Source organism: Streptomyces sp. ERV7 (assembly GCF_001653515.1).
In the GTDB taxonomy this organism is placed as follows: domain Bacteria; phylum Actinomycetota; class Actinomycetes; order Streptomycetales; family Streptomycetaceae; genus Streptomyces.
Genome location: NZ_LYOY01000051.1, coordinates 330,001 through 346,699, shown reverse-complemented (window position 1 = coordinate 346,699; position 16,699 = coordinate 330,001). Strand labels below are relative to the sequence as shown.

The window sequence follows — 16,699 nt, the reverse complement described above, 5'->3', positions numbered from 1 at the left end:
TCGAAGCCTTCCCAGTGTTTCACCATGGCCGAACCCGGCCATAACAGTTCGGCAGCTTCGCATACCGTCCCCGCCCTCGGAGGACGGAAACACTGGTGACCGGCATCCGCTAGGACAGTGAAGGTAAGTAACCTGGCTTCCGGCTGTCCAACCGCCCCGGTCCGTCCGAAGGCGGGAGCGCCCCCTGCTCCTGTGAGCCCGGGGAGCAGCGGGCGCCACAAGGACGACCACGGGACACCGGAGGGGGCGGGCCACACATGGGAGTGTTGATTCCCGGGGGGCACCTTCCCGGACCCCGGCCGGGGAAACCGGGCGTCGAGACGCGTACGAGGAGTTCTGTGATCACCGCGCGGGCGGAAGCCAGCTTCGAACCCGTCGGGCGGTCCGTCGCGACCGCCCGCGCCTTCGTCCGCGACACCCTCCAGGGCTGGGGGTACGCGGACGTCGTCGACGACGCCGTAGTCCTCACCAGTGAGCTCGTCACCAACGCGGTCGTCCACGCGGGCACCGCCGCCGACGTACTGTGCCTGCGCTCCGAGGACGGCGTCCGGGTCGAGGTCGCCGACCACTACCCCGAACGTGAGGTTCCGCTCCATGCCTCCCCCGCCGACGTCGCGGGCCCCGACCGCGAGAACGGCCGCGGCCTCCTGCTGTGCGCCGCCATCGCCTCCCGCTGGGGCGTCGAGTACACCCCCACCCAGAAGCACGTCTGGTTCCAACTCGACCTGCCCGCCCGCGCCGTGGGCACCCGCTCGGCCGGACCCGCCCTGCCCGTGGACCTGCTGCCCCTCACCGACGGCCGGGTCCGCGTGGCGGTCATCCAGATCGACCGTACCGGCGCCGTCCGCGCCTGGAACGAGGACGCCGAGGAGCTGTTCGGCTACCCCGCCGAGAAGGTCACCGGCAAGCCGCTCACCGAGTTCGCGGCCTGGCCGCACACCCCCGGCACCTCCACCGGAATCGTCGAGGCCCTGCAACTCTCGCGCTGGGAGGGCAGCTACGGCATCCGCGGCGCCGACGGCCGCGTCCTGCCCGTGTACGCGTCACATCTTCGGGTACGCGACACCCATGGCGAGCCGTCCACCGTCTGCCTGCTGGTCCGCGACGACGAGCGGGCCGTACTGCAGACCCCTGTGCGGGCCCCCGCCGCCGACCCCTCGGTCATGGGCGAGAGCCGCAACGTCGACCCGTTCGAGGTCTTCATCGGCTCCCCCGCCCCCGACGACCTGGACGGACTGCTCCAGCGCACCGTGGAGCGCGCCCGCGACATGCTCGACGGCGACGCCGCGTTCCTGCTGCTGGCCACCGACGACGAGACCGAACTGGAAGTCCGCGCCACCACCGGCCTGCCCTCGGCCCGCCAGCGCTTCGCGCGCGTGCCCGTCGAAGCATGCCCGCGGTCCACGAGGACCTCGCGGCCGTCCCCGGCGCCGTCCCGATCCTCGGCGGCTCCGGCATGCGCTCGGTCGTCACCGTCCCGCTCAAGGTCGAGGGCCGCCTCACCGGCTCCCTCGGCGTCGCCGCCGAATCGGCCGGGCGCTACTCCAACGAAGAAGCGTTGCGCCTCCAGTTCGCCGCCGACCGCATCGCGCTCGCCGTCGAGTCCGCACGCCTGGGCGAGCTCGAACGGCTGCGCAGGGGATCGCTGAGCTTCCTCGTGGAAGCCTCGGACCTGCTGGCGGGAACCCTGGACCGGGACCAGACGTTGGCCCTGATGGCACAGATGACCGTCCCCACCCTCGCCACCTGGTGCGCCGTCTACACGATCGCGGACCAGGCCTCCGAGCCGTACCTGTCCTATGTCCTCCACGAGGACGAGGAGCGCATCGACGGCCTCAAGGCGCTCCTCTCCAAGATCGACCCGCCGGAGCCGGTCCCCACCCCGGGCGCCCGCGTCTGGACCGCCCCCGGCGAAGCGGCCCACCAGGCCGCGCTGCGCACCTCGATGCGCGACCTCGGCCGCGGCTCAAGCCCGCACCTGGGCAGCGGCCTCGGCACCACCTTGTCCACGGCCGCCGCCGTCGGCGGCGAAACGGTCGTCCTGCCCCTGGTCGCCCGCAACCGCGTCATCGGCATGCTCACCCTGGGCAAGCCCTCCGACGACCACTTCCGCCAGGAGATCCTGGAACTGGCCGAGGACCTCTCGCGCCGGGCCGCGCTCGCCCTCGACAACGCCCGCCTCTACTCGGAGCGCATGGCCATCAGCCGCTCCCTCCAGCGCAGCCTCCTGCCGCCCGGCCTCCCCCAGATCCCCGGCGTCGAGGTCGAGGTCATCTACCGCGCGGCCGGCGAGGGCAACGAGGTGGGCGGCGACTTCTACGACCTCTTCCCGATCCGGGACGGCGCCTACGGCTTCGCCATCGGCGACGTCTGCGGTACCGGCCCCGAGGCGGCCGCCGTCACGGGCCTGGCCCGCCACGCGCTGCGCCTGCTCGCCCGCGAGGGCTTCGGCGGCCCGGCGGTGCTGGAGCGACTCAACGCGGCGATCCTCGACGAGGGCGCCCGCAGCCGCTTCCTGACGCTCCTGTACGGCGAGTTGTGGCCGCAGGAGGACGGCAGCGCCCTGCTGAAGGTCGTGTGCGCGGGCCACCCGCTCCCGCTGCGCCTGCGCCAGGACGGCACGGTCGAGCCCGCCGCCGAACCCCAGCCGCTGCTGGGCGTCATGGAGGACCTGGAGCTGTACGAGCAGACGATCACCCTGGACCCGGGCGACGTCCTGCTCTGTGTGACCGATGGCATCACCGAGCGCCGCGAGGGTACCCGGATGCTGGGAGACGACGGTCTGACCGACGTCCTCGCCACGTGTACGGGCCTGACCGCCGGCGCCGTTGCGGCCCGCGTCCTGCGCGCGGTGGAACGCTTCGCCGCCGAGCCCGCGTCCGACGACATGGCGATCCTGTCGATGCGTATCCCGGAACAGCCCCGCCATTGAGCGGGGCCGGGCACCCGGGACCGACAGGGCCAGGGGTCACCGGATTCCGGTGGCCGTAGGAACGCGAAAGGCCCCGTCCAATGGGCGGGGCCTTTCATCTTCTTGCTTCTGAGCCCCCATGCGGAATCGAACCGCAGACCTTCTCCTTACCATGGAGACGCTCTACCGACTGAGCTATAGGGGCCGGTTGTTGTTTCGGGGTTTCCCCCTCACCAACGAGATAAAGCATACCCTGAATCAGACGGTGTTCCGAACCACGCCCGCCCGTTCCTCCGGCTCCCTTCCCAGGCACCCCGTCACGCGGGCTGAAGCAGCCCTCCGAGCGCGTTGCACACCGAGACCAACTTGCGTACGCCCGCGTCGGAAAGCCCGTCGAGGCGGGGCAGCGCCAGCGTCTCGTCCACGGCCCGCTCGGTCTCCGGCAGCACACAGCCGCGCCGCCTGAACTCCAGCGTCCGATGTACGGGCGTGACCACGGGCACCTCGCACTCGACCCCGCGCCGCCGCAGCAGTCGCGCGAACGCGTCCCGGTCGGGCCGCCCGTTCCCGGGCACCCGTACGACATAGCGCTGGTACGCGTGCCCGGCGGCCGGCACGGGCGTCCGTACGCCGACGAGCCGCCGGTCCAAGTACCCGGCCCGCTCCCGGCGTTGTACGACGTCGCCGCCCTGGCCGTCGTCCTCGTCCTTCTCCACCAGCAACAGCCCGAGCCGATCGGCGAGTTGCCTGAACTCTCCGGCGTCGGCCGGGTGCCCGAAGCGGTGTACGAGTACCAGCCCTACCGTCCGCGAGGTCACGACCGCCTCGATGCCCCCGACACCCAGGCAGTACGTCTCCGGGTCTATGTCGGCGAACACCGGCACGGCTCCGGCCGCGACCACGGCCCGGGCCACCGCACCGTCGTCGTACGCCGGCACGATCACTTCGTCCCCGGCCGCGAAGCCGACCGACTCCAGCTTTCCGATGATCCCCATAGCTGGGCATGGTGCTCGCACCATATGAACAACAGGTGAGCGGGCATAAAAAAACGCGGGTCCCCGAGCCGAAGCTCGGGAACCCGCGTTGAAAATTTGTTCGGCGGCGTCCTACTCTCCCACAGGGTCCGGGGCCGCGAGGGCGTCGACCCGGCGCACCGGGCCCGCCGGGGCCATCGCGTCGGGCCCGGGGCCGACCGGGACGGAGTCCACCGCCGCAGCCGCTGCGGCCCCCGTCGCGGCACCCCGGTCCCCCGGTCCGGCCGGGACCGGCCTCGTCCCTGTCGGTGTGCCCGGGTCGACCGGCATGCGGCGTCCTCCCCGGTCGGCGCCCGGGTGGGCGCGGTTGTTCTCAGCGGACCACCGGCGCCGCGCGGTCGCGATCGGCGTTCGGCCGTACGAGTGACACGCCCTTGCCCCCGGACAGCGCGGACCCCGCGCGGCGACTCGGCGAAGACGGCCGCCGCACCGGTCGGCTCAGCCGGGAGAAGACCGCGGAGAAGGAACCACCGGAGCTACCCGGAGACCCGGTCCGGGGTGATGGGCAGCGAGTAGCGCAGCTTCTCGCTGCCCATCGCGCCCATCCGGTCGTAGAACCGCCGCGCCCCTTCGTTCCAGACCGGCGTCTGCCACTGCACCTGGGTCATCCCGAGCTCCCGGGCCTCGGCGGCCACCGCGTCGACCAGCAGCGCGCCGAGGCCGAGGCCCCGGTGGCCGTCGCGGAGGTAGAGGCAGTCCATGTGCAGATACTCACGCGCCTGCCAGGTGGAGAACTCGGGTGCGCAGCTGGCATACCCGACGACCTCGCCGCCCGGTATCTCGGCGACGAAGCAGCGCGCCCGGGGCCGGTCCTGGCCGAAGAGCAGGGCTCCGAGCCGCTCCGCGAGATCGGGCGCGGGCGGCGCGGCCTTCTCGTACACCGCGTGCTCCGCGGCGAGTTCGGCCAGACGCGGCAGATCGGAGGGGCGGGCATGGCGCACACACGGCTGCTGGTCGTCGTTCATACCGCCATCATGAGGGGCACCACTGACAACAGCCTTGGCGAGGGCATTCGCCCAGGTCAGTGCGTTGCGAGCCGGAAGCTCATCCGCCCGAAGCTCACCTGGTCGCCGTCGTTGACCACCACCGCCCCGGTCACCCGGCGCCCGTTGACGCTTGTGCCGTTCGTGGAGCCGAGGTCGCGCAGCACCCACACGCCGGACTGATGGGTCAGCTCGGCGTGCACCCGCGAGACCGTCTCGTGGCTGAGCCGCAGCCCGTTGTGCGGGTCGCGGCCGATCCGCAGCGGGTACGGGCCCGGCACGGGGAACAGCAGCTTCGGCAGCCGCTCGGACTGCCACGCCCGGCGCATCGCCACGCTGAACCCGGACACCCGGCTCACGGCCCCGTACAGCGCCCGCGACCAGCGGCTCTGGGTGTCGAGGTCGGCGGTGAGCGCGGCCAGCTCCTCGGACCGGCGTGCGGACAGGGCGACTTCCATCCGGCGCAGGAACGTGTCGTGCGACAGCTTTCCCTGCGCGGCGCCCTCTCTGAGCACGTCGAGCACACGGTCGCGCTCAGCGTCCGACAGCCGGGCCGGAGCGGGATACGTGTTGAACTGGAAGGACGACGTCACAGCAGAGATTGTCGGGCCGACGGCCTCGGCGTGTCCAGCAGGGCGGCACTTTGCGCCCGTTCCCTTCCACCGCCCCCTGACCTGCGAGGAAAACCCTTGTCGGGCGGCTGCGGGCGATTGCTAGGGTCTGGCGACCGTCACACCGATGAGGGGAACCCCTTGACGACATCCGCGTCGGACATCATCTTCCGTCCGCTCGCCGGGCCCGAGGAGCTCGGGCTCTTCCAGCAGCTCTCCTACGTACTCGACCACGAGGTCGAGGGCGATCTGGCCACCGGCCGCCGGCTTCCCTCATGGATGTGGGTGGCGCTGCGCGGGGACCGGGTGCTGGCCCGCCTCTCCTGGTGGACGCCGCCGGACCACGAAGTCCCCTACACCCTGGACTTCTTCGACGTCGACGACTCGCTGCCGCCGGCCGAGCGCCACGCCGTCGGGCTGGAGCTGCTGGAGACCGCGACGGCGGCGGTGATCCCGGCCGGTGCCCCGCGCCCGGAGTACGGCCGCTACACGCCCGGCGACTGGCGCGAGGACCCGCACGCGCGCGAGGTCGTCGACACCCGGATGAACATCCTGGCCGAGACCGGTGCCGAGCTCCTGGTCGAGCGGCTGCGCCTGGAGTGGCGCCCGGGAACGCCGCTCCCCGCCCCGTCCACCCGGCTGGCGTTCCGCCCGGCGACCGACCGCGAGGAACTGCTCTCGCTGATGACGCTGGTCCTGGAGGGCACGCTCGACGAGCACAGCCGGACGGAGCTGCTGACGATGACACCGCGCGCGTCGGCGGAGCTCATGTACGAGGAGGAGTTCGACACCTTCAAGTCGCCCCGCGAGTGGTGGCGGATCGCCGAACTCCCGGACGGCGGCGGACCGGTGGGCTTCGTCGTCCCCGCTCGCAACAACTACCACCCCATCATCGCGTACATCGGTGTCCTGCCCGCCCACCGCGGCCACGGCTACATCGACGACATCCTCGCCGAGGGCACACGCGTCCTCGCCGCGCAGGACGTCCCGCGCATCCGCGCCGCGACGGACCTCGCCAACGTGCCGATGGCGAACGCCTTCGCGCGCGCGGGGTACGCAACCTTCGAGCGCGCGGTCAACATGGTCTGGCCGAGCGACAGCTGAAACGTCTCTCCGGGCTCACTCGGGGGCACGCTGGGCCCGGATCACGTCCCGGTACCACCGGTAGGAGTCCTTCGGGGTGCGCCGCAGCGTCGGGTAGTCCACGTGGACCAGGCCGAAGCGCTGTGCGGCGCCCTCGATCCACTCGATGTTGTCGGTGAGGGACCACACGAAGTAGCCCCGTACGTCGACGCCTTCGGCGATGGCGCGGTGCAGGGCGCGCAGATGCCCGTCCAGGTAGCGGATGCGGCCGGCGTCCTCGACGCCGTCGTAGGAGCAGCCGTTCTCGGTGATGTACACCGGCGGCAGCCGGTCGCCGTACCGCGCCTTCAGTTGGACGAGCATCTCCCGCAGGCCGTCCGGGACGACCGGCCAGCCGAAGGCCGTCGTCTCGTACCCCTCGATCTCCCGGATGCCGAAGGGCAGTTCGGCGGGCATCGCGAATCCGGCGAAGGAGTCGACGGCCTCGGGTGCGGGCGCGCCCACGCGCGTGGGGTTGTAGTAGTTCACCCCGTACCAGTCGAGCGGTGCCGAGATGACGGCGAGGTCCTCCGCGACCGGGCCCGGCATCAGGGCGGCGAAGTTCTCGTCGGGGTAGCGGCCGGTGAGGACGGGGTCCGCGAACAGCCAGTTGCTCACGGTGTCGTAGAGGTCCGCGCTGAAACGGTCCTCCTCGCTGTCGCCCGCGGGCCACACCGGTGTGTGCGAGACCGCGAGACCTATGTTCCGGGCGCCCGCCGAGCGCAGCGCCCCGACGGCCAGGCCATGGGCCAGCAGTTGGTGGTGGGCGGCCGGAAGGGCGTCGAAGAGGAGCTTCTTGCCGGGGGCGTGCTCGCCGAGCGCGTAGCCGAGCAGCGTCACCTCGGCCGGCTCGTTGACGGTGATCCACATGGGGACGCGGTCGGCGAGCCTTTCGGCCACCACGCGCGAGTAGTCGGCGAACCGGTGGGCGGTGTCCCGGTTGAGCCAGCCGCCCGCCTCCTCCAGCTCCAGCGGGGTGTCCCAGTGGTAGAGGGTCGGCGCGGGGGTGATGCCGTGGGCGCACAGCTCGTCGACGAGCCGGTCGTAGAAGTCGAGCCCCGCCTGGTTGACCGGGCCACTGCCGCCCGGGACGACACGCGGCCAGCTGACGGAGAAGCGGAAGGCTCCGGCGCCGAGCCCGGCGAGCAGGGCGACGTCCTCGCGGTAGCGCGCGTGGAAGCCGGTGCCCCTCGACGCGTCGGCGCCGTCCTTGATGCGGCCGGGTTCGGCGGCGAAGGCGTCCCAGCCGGAGGGGCCCTTGCCCTCGGCTGCGGCGGCACCCTCGGTCTGGAAGGCTGAGGCGGAGGCTCCCCAGAGGAAGCCGTGCGGGAACGGCGGCAGGGTCATGGATCCGGACCTTAATGGCGAGTAACCACAACCTCCAGACCTTGATCCCGCCTTCCGCGGACGAGGGATGCCCGATTCCACGGTTTGACGGTACGCGGGCAACGGGAGGTATCAAGGATGTTGTTCGAGGTGTGGGCGCCGCAGGCGGACCGGGTCGCCCTCCAGCTGGAGGGCACGACCCACGACATGGAGCCGCACCCGGTGCGGACCGGATGGTGGCTGACCGAGGCCGGGGCACGGGACGGCGACCGCTACGGGTACGTCGTGGATGGCGGCCACCCGCTGCCGGACCCGCGCTCGCGCCGCCAGCCGGACGGGCCCGACGGCCTCAGCGCCGTCGTCGACCACGACGGCTTCCCCTGGCAGCGGCCCTGGGCGGGCCGCAGGCTGTCCGGCGCGGTCCTCTACGAGCTGCACATCGGCACCTGCACCGACGAGGGCACCTTCGACGCCGCGACCGCCCGTCTCGCCCATTTGGCGGAACTGGGGGTGACGCATATCGAGCTGATGCCGGTGTGCCCGTTCCCGGGGCGGCACGGCTGGGGCTACGACGGCGTCGCGCCATGGGCCGTGCACGAGCCGTACGGCGGCCCCGAAGGGCTGAAACGATTTGTCGACGCGGCGCACGCCCACCGCCTCGGAGTCGTCCTCGACGTCGTCCACAACCACCTCGGGCCCTCCGGCAACCACCTCCCGGCCTTCGGCCCGTACTTCACCGACACCCACCACACGCCGTGGGGCGCCGCCGTCAACCTCGACGCCCCGGGGTCGGACGAGGTGCGCGCGTACTTCCTGGAGAGCGCGCTCGCCTGGCTGCGCGACTACCGGCTCGACGGGCTGCGCCTGGACGCCGTGCACGCGCTGTTCGACACGCGCGCGCTGCCGTTCCTCGAAGAGCTCTCCACCGCCGTCGACGTGCTCTCCGTACAGCTGGGCCGCCCCCTCTTCCTCATCGGCGAGTCCGACCGGTGCGACCCGCGCACCACCGCCCCGCGCGCGGAGAGCGGCCTCGGGCTCCACGCCCAGTGGAACGACGACTTCCACCACGCCCTGCACACCGCACTCACCGGCGAGTCCCAGGGCTACTACGCCGACTTCGCGCGCGCCCCGCTCGCCGCCCTCGCCAAGACCCTCACCCGGGTCTTCTTCCACGACGGCACCTATTCGAGCTTCCGGGGCCGCGCCCATGGACGGCGTGTCGACCGTTCCAGGACCCCCGCACACCGCTTCCTGGGCTACGCCCAGACCCACGACCAGATCGGCAACAGAGCGCTGGGAGACCGGCTCTCCGCGACGCTCTCGCCGGGCCTGCTCGCCTGCGCCGCCGCGCTGGTGCTCACCGGCCCGTACACACCGATGCTCTTCATGGGCGAGGAGTGGGGCGCCCGCACGCCCTGGCAGTACTTCACCGACCATCCCGACCCCGAGCTCGCCGAGGCCGTACGCACGGGCAGGCGGCGGGAGTTCGCGGCGCACGGCTGGGCCGAGGAGGACATCCCCGACCCGCAGGACCCGGCCACCCGGGCACGCTCCTGTCTGGACTGGGACGAGCCGGGAAAGGAGCCCCACGCGCGCGTGCTCGCCTGGTACCGCCTGCTGATCGCACTGCGCCGCATCCGCCCCGACCTCACCGACCCGGACATCGCGGCGGTCAAGGTCGTCCACGACGAGGAGGCCCGCTGGCTGATGTTCCGGCGCGGTGACCTCAGGACCGTGGTCAACCTCGGCAAGGAGCCCGCGGCGATCCCCCTGGGCCGCAACAACTGCCAGGTCCTCGCCGCGTGGGAGCCGGTGCAACCACCGCGCCCGGACGGCGAGTTCCATCTGCCGCCCGAGTCGTGCGCGGTCCTCGGCCCCGCCACCTGACCCGACGGCTACTCGACGACCGCCATCTCGCGCGCGGTGTTGTTGAAGCTGCGCCCGCCGTCCTCGGTGACCGTCACGATGTCCTCGATCCGTACGCCGAACCGGCCCGGCAGATAGATCCCCGGCTCCACGGAGAAGCACATGCCGGGCACCAGCGGCTGCTCCTCGCCCTCGATCATGTAGGGCGGCTCATGGGTGGTGACGCCGATGCCGTGGCCGGTGCGGTGGATGAAGTACTCGCCGTATCCGGCCTCCTCGATCACCGCGCGCGCCGCCCGGTCGACGTCCTGGCAGGCCACCCCGGGCTTCACGGCCTCGCACCCGGCCCGCTGGGCCTCCCGTACGACGTCGTGGACGCGCTGCTCCTCGGTGCCGGGCTCGCCGACATGGACGGTACGGGTGGTGTCCGAGCCGTAGCCGTGCTTGAGACCGCCGAAGTCGAGGACGACCATGTCACCCCGCTCGATGGTCCGCTCGCCCGCCTCGTGATGCGGGTTGGCGCCGTTGGGACCGGACCCCACGACCGTGAAGTCCACCTGCGAATGGCCGAACCGCAGAAGCAGCGCGGCCAGATCGGCGGCCACGTCCGTCTCCCTGCGCCCGGCGAACCGGACCTTGAGGATCTCCCCGTACGCCTCGTCCGCGGCCGCACCGGCCGCCTCCAGGCGCGCCAGCTCGTGCGCGTCCTTGACCGCCCGCAGCATCGGCAGCGCCTGTGTGAGGGCCACGTAGGACGTTCCCGGGAGCTTCTGCTGGAGCCCGAGCAGATGCATCGCCCAGGCGTTGTCGCTCACGCCGAACCGGCCGTCCACGTCCAGCAGGGGCGCGGCCACACCGTACGGGTCGGTGCCGTCGGTCCAGTCCCGCAAGGTGAGGGCGGCGGCCCCGGCGGCGTGCTCGGCATCCGGCGCCTCCAGCTTCGGTACGACCAGGACCGGCTCCTGCCCGGCCGCCAGCACCAGCACCGTCAGCCGCTCGGTGATCGCGGTCGGCTGATACCCGGTCAGATAGACCAAATCCGGCCCGGGCGCGACGAGGACACCGGCCAGCCCGGCGTCGGCGGCGGACTCGGCGGCGCGGGCCATCCTGGCCCGGTAGTCATCGGCGGTGAAGGGCGCGGGGGCAGCAGATGTCATAGGCATGAGCCTCATCCTGCCCGTACGCCGCCGGGCACGCGATCGGGAATCCGGAAGACGGGACCGCCGCCCCCCACCCCGGTCAGGCACCCTCCTGGCTGTCCCCCACCAGTCGTTCCAGGAGCTCCTGGAAGTCGTCACCGACGACGATCCGCAGACCCTCGCCCTCGTCCTCGCGGTCGCTGAGCTGGGTGAGCGTGCCGTCACGCCACCAGTAGACGAACGGGCTGATCGCGCCGGGCGTGTCCTCGAAGCCGGCCGCGGCGAAGGACGCCATGGCGTTGAGGGCCGGGATCATGCCGGAGTCGCGGATCACGTGGAAGGCCAGCTGGTGCCGGAACGGCATGGCGACCAGGGCCCCGTCCGACGTCAGTTCGCGCCCGGTGAGCTGCGGCACCAGGGCGTCCAGGGCGAGCACCCGGCTGGCCGTGTAGAACGAGTCGCCGACGACCACCTCGAACCGCATGCCGTCCTCGCCCTTGACGGTCTCGTGCGACTCGACGGGCAGCTGTCTGAGGTTGCGCAGGGCCTGGGCACGAAGGTCGGGAACGTGGCCGAGGGGTTCCAGCGCCTCGTCCGTGAGCATCATGACGCTCTCCGGCAGATCCAGGGCGAGGATCTCGTACAGCCCGGGTGCGACACCGCGCGCGTAGCTGAAGGTCTGCGGGTCGAGACCCGCCTCGCTGATCACCCGGGGATAGAGCTGGGCGCGGATCTGCTCGGGCGGCAGGGTGTCGAGGGCCGAGGGACCGTCCATGGTGCGCAGCACCATGCCGACATGACGACGAATCAGTTCCGGCCACATACGGGGACCACGGCGGTCGTTGTGGCAGACCGCCGCGAGGTTGGCGAGCCCGAACCGCCGGCCGCCGCTGTCCTTCACCGAGTCCGCGTAGACGGTCACCTCCAGGCCCTGCTCGGCGAACGCCTCGCGCACCTGCGCGCGGAAGCGCGAGGCCTCGTCGGCCGAGAAATAGCCGAACTCCGCGTCCCGGGGTGTGTCGCTCCGGTCCCGCTTCGGCCCCCGTCGGAATATCCCCACGTCAGCTGCCTTCCGTCACACGGGTCACACGGTAGCCCCGCGGTAGATCCCTACGCCGTTCCCACGCCCGGTGAGGCCGAGCCTACCTAGCCCCCCTCTGACTGACGACAAGATCCGCACGGTCCCGGCCACCCGCCACCACGCGCGCGTTGGCCTCGTCGGACTCCCTGACCCACCGTTCGGCGTACGGGCGCGCCTTCCCGTACCGAACGTGCCGCTCGACGAGTCTGCGCACCCGTTCCTCGCCGTCGAGCTCCAGGAACCAGACCTCGTCGAGCAGCGACCGGACCGATGCCCATCCGTCCCGATCGTGAAGGAGGTAGTTCCCCTCGGTGACAACGAGCGGGACGGCGGGATCGACCGGAATGCTCCCGGCGACGGGCTCCTCGATCGAGCGGTCGAAGGCCGGCGCGTACACGACGGTGCCGGGCTCGGGCGTCCGCAGCCGGGTGAGCAGCGCGGCGTATCCGGCGGCGTCGAAGGTGTCCGGGGCGCCCTTGCGGTCGGCACGCCCCAGGCGGACGAGTTCGGCCCGGGCGAGGTGGAAGCCGTCCATGGGGACGAGCACGGCCTTCCCGCCGAGCAGCTCCACCAGCCGTCCGGCCAGGGTGGACTTCCCGGCGCCGGGCGCCCCGGCGATCCCGAGCACGCGCCGACGGCCGGGAACGGCGAGCAGCCGGGCGCGCTCGACGAGACGATTCAGCGCAGCGGTCTCCATGGCGGGCATTGTCTCGTGACGGCTCGATCCTCGCGGCGGCCGACCCCGTGGCGGCTTGGCGCCTCGATAGTCATACGTATAACCTCATGAGCATGTCCCACATCGCCCTGATCACGCTCGTCGTCCGCGACTACGACGAGGCCATCGCCTTCTACACCGACGCCCTCGGCTTCGAACTGGCCGAGGACACCGACCGCGGGGACGGCTCCCGCTGGGTGGTGGTGCGCCCGCGCGGCAACGGCACCGCGTCGCTGCTGCTGGCCCGCGCCAAGAACGAGGCCGAGCGCGCGAGCGTCGGCGCACAGACGGGCGGCCGGGTCGGCTTCTTCCTGTACACCGAGGACTTCGCCGCCGACCACGCCCGGATGACCGCGGCCGGCGTCCGCTTCCTGGAGGAGCCGCGCCACGAGGTGTACGGGTCAGTCGCGGTCTTCCAGGACCTCTACGGCAATCGCTGGGACCTGCTTCAGCCCGCGTGAAACGCCGACCGGCATTGGTGCCGGAACGCAGAAAAGCCCCGTACCGGTTTCCCGGTACGGGGCTTTTCTCAAAATTTGTTCGGCGGCGTCCTACTCTCCCACAGGGTCCCCCCTGCAGTACCATCGGCGCTGAAAGGCTTAGCTTCCGGGTTCGGAATGTAACCGGGCGTTTCCCTAACGCTATGACCACCGAAACACTATGAAATTTGAACGCTGGTGTTGACACAGCTGTTCGTTATTTCAGAACTAACACAGTGGACGCGAGCAACTGAGGACAAGCCCTCGGCCTATTAGTACCAGTCAGCTCCACCCCTTACGAGGCTTCCACATCTGGCCTATCAACCCAGTCGTCTACTGGGAGCCTTACCCTCTCAAGGAGGTGGGAATACTCATCTCGAAGCAGGCTTCCCGCTTAGATGCTTTCAGCGGTTATCCTTTCCGAACGTAGCCAACCAGCCATGCCCTTGGCAGGACAACTGGCACACCAGAGGTTCGTCCGTCCCGGTCCTCTCGTACTAGGGACAGCCCTTCTCAATATTCCTACGCGCACAGCGGATAGGGACCGAACTGTCTCACGACGTTCTAAACCCAGCTCGCGTACCGCTTTAATGGGCGAACAGCCCAACCCTTGGGACCGACTCCAGCCCCAGGATGCGACGAGCCGACATCGAGGTGCCAAACCATCCCGTCGATATGGACTCTTGGGGAAGATCAGCCTGTTATCCCCGGGGTACCTTTTATCCGTTGAGCGACGGCGCTTCCACAAGCCACCGCCGGATCACTAGTCCCGACTTTCGTCCCTGCTCGACCCGTCGGTCTCACAGTCAAGCTCCCTTGTGCACTTACACTCAACACCTGATTGCCAACCAGGCTGAGGGAACCTTTGGGCGCCTCCGTTACTCTTTAGGAGGCAACCGCCCCAGTTAAACTACCCATCAGACACTGTCCCTGATCCGGATCACGGACCCAGGTTAGACATCCAGCACGACCAGAGTGGTATTTCAACGGCGACTCCACCTGTACTGGCGTACAAGCTTCACAGTCTCCCACCTATCCTACACAAGCCGAACCGAACACCAATATCAAACTGTAGTAAAGGTCCCGGGGTCTTTCCGTCCTGCTGCGCGAAACGAGCATCTTTACTCGTAGTGCAATTTCACCGGGCCTATGGTTGAGACAGTCGAGAAGTCGTTACGCCATTCGTGCAGGTCGGAACTTACCCGACAAGGAATTTCGCTACCTTAGGATGGTTATAGTTACCACCGCCGTTTACTGGCGCTTAAGTTCTCAGCTTCGCCCCACCGAAATGGAGCTAACCGGTCCCCTTAACGTTCCAGCACCGGGCAGGCGTCAGTCCGTATACATCGCCTTACGGCTTCGCACGGACCTGTGTTTTTAGTAAACAGTCGCTTCTCGCTGGTCTCTGCGGCCACCCCCAGCTCAGAGTGCAAGACTCATCACCGGTGATGGCCCCCCTTCTCCCGAAGTTACGGGGGCATTTTGCCGAGTTCCTTAACCATAGTTCACCCGAACGCCTCGGTATTCTCTACCTGACCACCTGAGTCGGTTTAGGGTACGGGCCGCCATGAAACTCGCTAGAGGCTTTTCTCGACAGCATAGGATCATCCACTTCACCACAATCGGCTCGGCATCAGGTCTCAGCCTCAATGTGTGACGGATTTGCCTATCACACGGCCTACACCCTTACCCCGGGACTACCACCGCCCGGGCTGGACTACCTTCCTGCGTCACCCCATCGCTTACCTACTACAAGTCTGGTTCGTCGGCTCCACCACTTTCCTTTCCCCGAAGGGTCCGGAACGGCTTCACGGACTTAGCATCGCCTGATTCGATATTGGGCGTTTCAAAGCGGGTACCGGAATATCAACCGGTTGTCCATCGACTACGCCTGTCGGCCTCGCCTTAGGTCCCGACTTACCCTGGGCAGATCAGCTTGACCCAGGAACCCTTAGTCAATCGGCGCACACGTTTCTCACGTGTGTATCGCTACTCATGCCTGCATTCTCACTCGTGAACCGTCCACCACTAGCTTCCGCTGCGGCTTCACCCGGCACACGACGCTCCCCTACCCATCACAGCGGGCGTTGGCCCTATATGCTGCAATGACACGACTTCGGCGGTACGCTTGAGCCCCGCTACATTGTCGGCGCGGAATCACTTGACCAGTGAGCTATTACGCACTCTTTCAAGGGTGGCTGCTTCTAAGCCAACCTCCTGGTTGTCTCTGCGACTCCACATCCTTTCCCACTTAGCGTACGCTTAGGGGCCTTAGTCGATGCTCTGGGCTGTTTCCCTCTCGACCATGGAGCTTATCCCCCACAGTCTCACTGCCGCGCTCTCACTTACCGGCATTCGGAGTTTGGCTAAGGTCAGTAACCCGGTAGGGCCCATCGCCTATCCAGTGCTCTACCTCCGGCAAGAAACACACGACGCTGCACCTAAATGCATTTCGGGGAGAACCAGCTATCACGGAGTTTGATTGGCCTTTCACCCCTAACCACAGGTCATCCCCCAGGTTTTCAACCCTGGTGGGTTCGGTCCTCCACGAAGTCTTACCTCCGCTTCAACCTGCCCATGGCTAGATCACTCCGCTTCGGGTCTAGAGCGTGCAACTCAAACGCCCTGTTCGGACTCGCTTTCGCTACGGCTTCCCCACACGGGTTAACCTCGCTACACACCGCTAACTCGCAGGCTCATTCTTCAAAAGGCACGCAGTCACGACGCACCGAGTAAACTCGATGCGCGACGCTCCCACGGCTTGTAGGCACACGGTTTCAGGTACTATTTCACTCCGCTCCCGCGGTACTTTTCACCATTCCCTCACGGTACTATCCGCTATCGGTCACCAGGGAATATTTAGGCTTAGCGGGTGGTCCCGCCAGATTCACACGGGATTTCTCGGGCCCCGTGCTACTTGGGTGTCTCTTAAACGAGCCGTTGATGTTTCAGCTACGGGGGTCTTACCCTCTACGCCGGACCTTTCGCATGTCCTTCGCCTACATCAACGGTTTCTGACTCGTCTCACAGCCGGCAGACTGCGAAAAAGAGATCCCACAACCCCCACGACGCAACCCCTGCCGGGTATCACACGTCGTAGGTTTGGCCTCATCCGGTTTCGCTCGCCACTACTCCCGGAATCACGGTTGTTTTCTCTTCCTGAGGGTACTGAGATGTTTCACTTCCCCTCGTTCCCTCCACATGCCCTATGTGTTCAGGCATGGGTGACAGCCCATGACGACTGCCGGGTTTCCCCATTCGGAAACCCCCGGATCAAAGCCTGGTTGACGGCTCCCCGGGGACTATCGTGGCCTCCCACGTCCTTCATCGGTTCCTGGTGCCAAGGCATCCACCGTGCGCCCTTAAAAACTTGGCCACAGATGCTCGCGTCCACTGTGCAGTTCTCAAACAACGACCAGCCACCCATCACCC

At 68.7% G+C, this 16,699-nt stretch carries 11 protein-coding genes, 1 tRNA gene, 2 rRNA genes and 1 pseudogene; 5 read left to right on the top strand and 10 right to left on the bottom strand.

Features of this window, described 5'->3' with window-relative positions; genetic code table 11:
* Nucleotides 1–257: 257 nt before the first annotated feature.
* Nucleotides 258–1,046 (top strand): annotated as a pseudogene (locus tag A8W25_RS35625) (ATP-binding protein); the annotation flags it as partial.
* Nucleotides 929–2,932, top strand: a complete 2,004-nt coding sequence (locus A8W25_RS24465; RefSeq protein ID WP_324616365.1) for a SpoIIE family protein phosphatase — start codon at nt 929–931, stop codon at nt 2,930–2,932. The pseudogene A8W25_RS35625 and the gene A8W25_RS24465, both read left to right, overlap by 118 nt.
* A gap of 111 nt (nt 2,933–3,043) precedes the next feature.
* Here A8W25_RS24465 and A8W25_RS24460 read toward each other — a convergent pair.
* From A8W25_RS24460 to A8W25_RS24445, 4 genes are all read right to left on the bottom strand, one after another.
* Nucleotides 3,044–3,116, bottom strand: a tRNA-Thr gene (locus A8W25_RS24460).
* A 112-nt stretch (nt 3,117–3,228) separates the two neighbouring features.
* Nucleotides 3,229–3,906, bottom strand: coding sequence for a DegT/DnrJ/EryC1/StrS family aminotransferase (locus A8W25_RS24455; RefSeq protein ID WP_067165022.1), 678 nt, complete (start codon nt 3,904–3,906; stop codon nt 3,229–3,231).
* 515 nt (nt 3,907–4,421) lie between these two features.
* A complete protein-coding gene (locus tag A8W25_RS24450; RefSeq protein ID WP_067165019.1) occupies nt 4,422–4,910 on the bottom strand; it encodes a GNAT family N-acetyltransferase in 489 nt (162 codons plus the stop codon).
* A 56-nt stretch (nt 4,911–4,966) separates the two neighbouring features.
* A complete protein-coding gene (locus A8W25_RS24445; RefSeq protein ID WP_067165016.1) occupies nt 4,967–5,521 on the bottom strand; it encodes a DUF1707 and FHA domain-containing protein in 555 nt (184 codons plus the stop codon).
* A 159-nt stretch (nt 5,522–5,680) separates the two neighbouring features.
* On the opposite strand from A8W25_RS24445, the gene A8W25_RS24440 reads away from it, so the two are divergent.
* Nucleotides 5,681–6,643: a GNAT family N-acetyltransferase gene (locus A8W25_RS24440; protein ID WP_067165013.1), complete on the top strand. Its 963-nt coding sequence runs from the start codon at nt 5,681–5,683 to the stop codon at nt 6,641–6,643.
* A gap of 15 nt (nt 6,644–6,658) precedes the next feature.
* Here the strand turns inward: A8W25_RS24440 and A8W25_RS24435 are convergent, their stop codons facing one another.
* Nucleotides 6,659–8,008 carry a GH1 family beta-glucosidase gene (locus A8W25_RS24435; RefSeq protein WP_067165011.1) on the bottom strand — a complete coding sequence of 450 codons (1,350 nt, stop codon included), beginning with the start codon at nt 8,006–8,008 and terminating at the stop codon, nt 6,659–6,661.
* 117 nt (nt 8,009–8,125) lie between these two features.
* On the opposite strand from A8W25_RS24435, the gene treZ reads away from it, so the two are divergent.
* Nucleotides 8,126–9,874, top strand: a complete 1,749-nt coding sequence (gene treZ, locus A8W25_RS24430) for a malto-oligosyltrehalose trehalohydrolase (RefSeq protein WP_067165008.1) — start codon at nt 8,126–8,128, stop codon at nt 9,872–9,874.
* Between the two features lie 8 nt (nt 9,875–9,882).
* Here the strand turns inward: treZ and A8W25_RS24425 are convergent, their stop codons facing one another.
* The 3 genes from A8W25_RS24425 to A8W25_RS24415 all read right to left on the bottom strand — a co-directional run bounded on the left by A8W25_RS24425 (nt 9,883) and on the right by A8W25_RS24415 (nt 12,770).
* Nucleotides 9,883–11,016 carry an aminopeptidase P family protein gene (locus A8W25_RS24425; protein ID WP_067165006.1) on the bottom strand — a complete coding sequence of 378 codons (1,134 nt, stop codon included), beginning with the start codon at nt 11,014–11,016 and terminating at the stop codon, nt 9,883–9,885.
* Between the two features lie 76 nt (nt 11,017–11,092).
* Entirely contained in the window at nt 11,093–12,052 is a 960-nt protein-coding gene (locus tag A8W25_RS24420; protein ID WP_067165004.1) for a hypothetical protein, read from the bottom strand.
* An 82-nt stretch (nt 12,053–12,134) separates the two neighbouring features.
* Complete coding sequence (locus tag A8W25_RS24415; protein WP_067165001.1) at nt 12,135–12,770, bottom strand: nucleoside/nucleotide kinase family protein; 636 nt, start codon at nt 12,768–12,770, stop codon at nt 12,135–12,137.
* Between the two features lie 92 nt (nt 12,771–12,862).
* On the opposite strand from A8W25_RS24415, the gene A8W25_RS24410 reads away from it, so the two are divergent.
* Entirely contained in the window at nt 12,863–13,249 is a 387-nt protein-coding gene (locus A8W25_RS24410; RefSeq protein ID WP_067164999.1) for a VOC family protein, read from the top strand.
* A gap of 77 nt (nt 13,250–13,326) precedes the next feature.
* Here A8W25_RS24410 and rrf read toward each other — a convergent pair.
* Nucleotides 13,327–13,443 (bottom strand): 5S ribosomal RNA (gene rrf / locus A8W25_RS24405).
* 76 nt (nt 13,444–13,519) lie between these two features.
* Nucleotides 13,520–16,643, bottom strand: a 23S ribosomal RNA gene (locus tag A8W25_RS24400).
* Nucleotides 16,644–16,699: the final 56 nt, after the last annotated feature.

Coding starts and splice junctions, on each gene's coding strand:
- A8W25_RS24450 (WP_067165019.1), bottom strand. CDS start 4,910: ATGAACGACGACCAGCAGCCGTGTGTGCGCCATGCCCGCCCCTCCGAT.
- treZ (WP_067165008.1), top strand. CDS start 8,126: ATGTTGTTCGAGGTGTGGGCGCCGCAGGCGGACCGGGTCGCCCTCCAG.
- A8W25_RS24415 (WP_067165001.1), bottom strand. CDS start 12,770: ATGGAGACCGCTGCGCTGAATCGTCTCGTCGAGCGCGCCCGGCTGCTC.
- A8W25_RS24410 (WP_067164999.1), top strand. CDS start 12,863: ATGTCCCACATCGCCCTGATCACGCTCGTCGTCCGCGACTACGACGAG.
- A8W25_RS24455 (WP_067165022.1), bottom strand. CDS start 3,906: ATGGGGATCATCGGAAAGCTGGAGTCGGTCGGCTTCGCGGCCGGGGAC.
- A8W25_RS24435 (WP_067165011.1), bottom strand. CDS start 8,008: ATGACCCTGCCGCCGTTCCCGCACGGCTTCCTCTGGGGAGCCTCCGCC.
- A8W25_RS24425 (WP_067165006.1), bottom strand. CDS start 11,016: ATGCCTATGACATCTGCTGCCCCCGCGCCCTTCACCGCCGATGACTAC.